Genomic DNA, 4,403 nt, shown 5'->3' on the forward strand with positions numbered 1-4,403 from the left:
GCGCTACATCGATACCGATTACCGTTGGCGAGGTAAGGATTGTCATGACGAATCCTCGGAGCTAGGGTTTAAGGGCTTGTCGGGGTTTACCCTTGCGCTGGCTTGCCTCTATCGTCGGTTTTACCGATGAATTCCTTATCGGCGCTTCGGGTAGAAGGGGCGGGACGAGAAGTCTCCCACGGTCCGTACTGGCTAGAGTCGGAATCGAGCTTTTAGTCCCGCCCACCCCTTCAAGTCTAAACATACAAGCGTGGCTTGCCCGCGATGAGGCCATCAACGTCGACGCAGTTTTCAGCTCAGACCACTGAACTCGACCACGGGCATCGTCCGCTTCATCAGCAACTTGCCCCCGCGAACCGAATACAGTGGCAGGCCCTGACTGCGAATCACCTCATAATCGCTGTCCGCCGACAGCACCAGCAAGTTCGCCGGCCGCCCGGCTTCCAGGCCATAACGATCGCCGAGGTTCATCGCCCTGGCGCTGTTGTCTGTGACCAGGTCCAGTGCGCTTTGCAGGTTTCGATACCCGAGCATATGGCAGATGTGCAGCCCCGCTTCGAGCACCCGCAGGATGTTGCCATTGCCCAGCGGATACCACGGGTCAACGATCGAGTCCTGGCCGAAACACACGTTCATCCCCGCTTCGAGCAACTCGTTGACCCGTGTCACGCCACGGCGTTTCGGAAAGGTGTCGAAGCGTCCTTGCAGGTGAATGCTTTCGGTCGGGCAGGAGACAAAACTGATCCCCGAATGCCCGAGCAGGCGAAACAGCTTGGCGCAGTAAGCGTTGTCGTAAGAGCCCATCGCCGTGGTGTGGCTGGCGGTGACCCGCGAGCCCATGTCGCGACTGCGGGCTTCTTCGGCCAGCACTTCGAGGAAACGTGAATGCGGGTCGTCGGTTTCGTCGCAGTGCACGTCCACCAGGCAGCCAGTGCGTTCGGCCAGGTCCATCAGGAACTTCACTGAGCTGACGCCCTGATCGCGGGTGTACTCGAAGTGCGGAATGCCACCGACCACATCGGCGCCCATGCGGATCGCTTCTTCCATCAACTCGCGGCCATTGCGGTAGGACTCGATGCCTTCCTGCGGGAACGCGACGATTTGCATGTCGATCAGGTGACGGCTTTGCTCGCGCACCTCGAGCATGGCCTTGAGCGCGGTGAGTTGCGGGTCGGTGACGTCGACGTGGGTGCGCACATGCTGAATGCCGTGGGCGGCGAGGGTCTGGATGGTTTTTGTGGCGCGGGTCCTGGTGTCTTCCTCGGTGATCGTGACCTTGCGCTCGCCCCAGCACTCGATGCCTTCGAACAGTGTGCCGCTCATGTTCCAGCGCGGCTCGCCGGCGGTCAGGGTGGCGTCGAGGTGAATGTGCGGTTCGACGAAAGGAGGCACCACCAGGTTGCCACCGGCGTCCAGATCGTCGGGCCCCAGGGTCGGGGCTTCGGTCTGGCGGGCAATGGTACGGATCAGGCCGTTTTCCAGGTGCAACTCATGCAGGCCTTCTTGGTTGCGCAGGCGGGCGTTGATGATGTGCATGAGGTGAGTCCTTTGGGTTGATGACTCTAAATTAGCGCGGCAGTGGCGATCCTTGCTAGTGCCGCGTGACGAAACACAACCGGCCCTTGTAGGCGTGGGTTCATTGCGCCAGGGGCAGGAACCGCAACAACGCCGCGACAATCGCTTCCGGCACATCTTCCTGCACCAGATGCCCGGCATTGGGGATCGGGTGAAATTGCGAGCCGGCAATTATCTGGTGCAAGGCCCGTCCTCGCTCGATGGGGATCCACTGGTCATCCTCGCCCCACAGAATCTGCACCGGGCATCGAATGGTCGGGTACAACCCTTCGACCTCGCGGGTATAGCGTTCGTCCATCTGCGCAATCTGCCGGTAAAACGCCGCTTGCCCCGGATCACCCAGCCACGGTTGCACGTAAGGCGCGAGTTCTTCATCGGTCATGTCGCGTTTGATCGCCCCGCGAATGTAGGCCGGCACAATGGCCTGCTGAATGTAATCGGGTACGCCACTGAACGCCGCTTCATGCTGACGCACATGCTGCACGAACGGCGAACCCCAGGGCGACAGCGCTACCGGGTCGATCAGCGTGAGGCTGCGGTAATCCTTGCCGTTCAACAGATGCGCGCGCAGGGCCGTGGCGCCACCGAAATCGTGGGCCACCACGTCTGGCCGTTCGATTGCCCAGTGATCGAGCAAATGCGCCAGCAACTCGTTCTGCACGCCCAGCGACACGTCGCCGTCGACCTTCTCGGATTGGCCATAACCCAGCAGGTCGAAATAATGCACGCGGTGTGTGGCGATGAAGTGCGGGGCGATCCGGTGCCACACATAAGAAGAGAAGGGGGTGCCGTGTACGAACACCAGCGGCGGGCCGTCGCCGTGAACGGCGTAGTGAATCCGGTGCCCATTGAAGCGGTATTGGCGGTCCAGCAACCAGTCAGCCATGTGCCTGTCCTCTTGGCGGGTGCGAACCCGAAAAGCATAGGCATAAAAAAACCACCGCTGAGGGTGGTTTGATCATTCACTGACGAAACGCCGTTTCATTGCAGGAGTGAGCCGGGTTACTCGCCGTGATAGATGCAGCCGCTGGTGCACGTCTCGTGGATACGGATCGCGCTCAGCTCCGGTAGCAGGGGCTTCAATTCATTCCAGATGAATTTGGCCAGGACTTCACTGGTCGGGTTTTCCAGACCGGGAATGTCGTTCAGGTAGTTGTGGTCCAGACGCTCGTAGAGTGGCTTGAAGATCGCCTTGATTTCCGAGAAGTCACGGATCCAGCCGGTGTGCGGGTCGATGTCGCCGCTCAAGTGGATCGCCACTTTGAACGAGTGACCGTGCAGGCGACCGCACTTGTGGCCTTCCGGTACGTGAGGCAGGCGGTGGGCGGATTCGAACGTAAACTCTTTGAAGATTTCCACAGTGATTTGAGCTCTGTCAGGTGGCGATCGCCGCGGCGATGTGGGCAGGTGGCGAGTTTAACAGAGCTCTGGGCAAAACACTGACTAAAGGGTCAGCAAGCGCTCGCCGAGGCGACCATTGGCGGCCAGTTCGAGGAACTCATCACCGAGGCGACGGCTTTCATCCATCGCAGCACGCCAGTATTTCTGCCGGCCCGGCGCGTCGCCCATGAAACGCTTGAAATCGTTACGGTCCGGCAGTTTGCCGTAGGGCAAGCGCGCCAGATAATCCTTCGACGGCGCCAGTAGCAGAACATCTTGCAACCGCGCGGGGCAGGCACGGCGCCACGGCAACGTCTTGTCGAACCAGCCGGGAATCACCCGGTCGGTGAAGTGCGGGTACAGCACGATGTCGTTGCCGCTGTAGGGCAGATCAAGGTGGTAATCCAGCAAGCCGCCATCGCGGAACGTCCCCTTGCCGGCCCCTGGCAAATCGCGCACGCCTTCCATCACCATCGGGATCGAGCCCGACGCGAGCAAGGCCTGGCGCAGGTTGCCGGCGTTCAATGCGACAAAGCGCGACGGGAAGTCATTCAGTGCATTGACCGGCGGGGCCAGGCGCGGGTCGTGGATGATCAGCCGTTCGAAATGCCGCGACAGCCGCGCGCGAGCACGCAAGTTGTCGGCGATCACTGAGCCGAGCGCCAACCCGAGCCGGCCACGATGATCGTCGGCCAGGCGTCCGTGGCTTTTGACCACCATGATGTTCAGCCGGTAATGGGCGTTGCTCAGGATCGAGGCGTCGCGGCCGTCGAGCAATTCATCGAGCATGCGCCGGGAACTCTGGCTGATCTGCGCCATGGTCACGCCCTTGGCAAAGTTCTGCTCGGTGTACAAGTGACCGAGGCGCCGGATGCCTTCGGCGGCATCCGGCAGGCACGCGCTGGCAAAGCGCCAGGAACCGACCGAGGCGCCAATCAGCGAACGCTCCCGAGGCGCGGCCGGCAGCCATTCGCCAAACAACGCCAGGTCCAGACCTTGAATCCCCAAGGCCTTGGGGCCACCGGCGGCACCCGGCAGCGTGCCGACATCGGCGGCGCTCAAGCCGTTTTCACGGATACGCGCCATGGCACGCGGGCCGGCCTTGAGGGTCAGGGAGGGGAACTTGATGTGGATAGCGGTCATACCGGTCTCGATGGTTGGCAAGCGCAAGATTATAAGCAGTTCAGGCAACACCACCCATCCACTGTGGGAGATTCTATGTTGCAGGGGAACCCTGCAGCCTTAAATTTGGCTGGTATTCGCTCTGGTTTTTCATGAGAGCGAATGCCACCCGGCATAGCTTGCGGGCGAGGATCACCAGGGCTTGGGTTTTTGCCAAGCCTCTGACGAGATAGGACTCATAGTACGGTTTCCAGGTGGCAGACCGACAAGCCGCCATCGCCGCGTTGTGAGCCAGGCGCCGCAGCTCCGTATCGCCTTTTTTGGAC

General features: G+C 61.1%; 4 protein-coding genes and 1 pseudogene. All 5 read right to left on the bottom strand.

Annotation, left to right across the window (positions count from 1 at the left end; all coding sequences use genetic code 11):
• Positions 1–291 precede the first annotated feature (291 nt).
• Positions 292–1,536: a cytosine deaminase gene (codA, locus tag AC1D2P_RS30240; protein WP_046032730.1), complete on the bottom strand. Its 1,245-nt coding sequence runs from the start codon at positions 1,534–1,536 to the stop codon at positions 292–294.
• 100 nt (positions 1,537–1,636) lie between these two features.
• Complete coding sequence (locus AC1D2P_RS30245; protein ID WP_477758607.1) at positions 1,637–2,461, bottom strand: alpha/beta fold hydrolase; 825 nt, start codon at positions 2,459–2,461, stop codon at positions 1,637–1,639.
• Between the two features lie 116 nt (positions 2,462–2,577).
• Entirely contained in the window at positions 2,578–2,934 is a 357-nt protein-coding gene (gene queD, locus AC1D2P_RS30250) for a 6-carboxytetrahydropterin synthase QueD (protein ID WP_077431745.1), read from the bottom strand.
• 84 nt (positions 2,935–3,018) lie between these two features.
• Positions 3,019–4,098 (bottom strand): patatin-like phospholipase domain-containing protein, encoded by a 1,080-nt coding sequence (locus AC1D2P_RS30255; RefSeq protein ID WP_077431746.1) that lies wholly within the window; start codon positions 4,096–4,098, stop codon positions 3,019–3,021.
• A gap of 73 nt (positions 4,099–4,171) precedes the next feature.
• Positions 4,172–4,403 (bottom strand): annotated as a pseudogene (locus AC1D2P_RS30260) (IS110 family transposase); the annotation flags it as partial.

Source organism: Pseudomonas sp. P1_F1_2 (assembly GCF_056405815.1).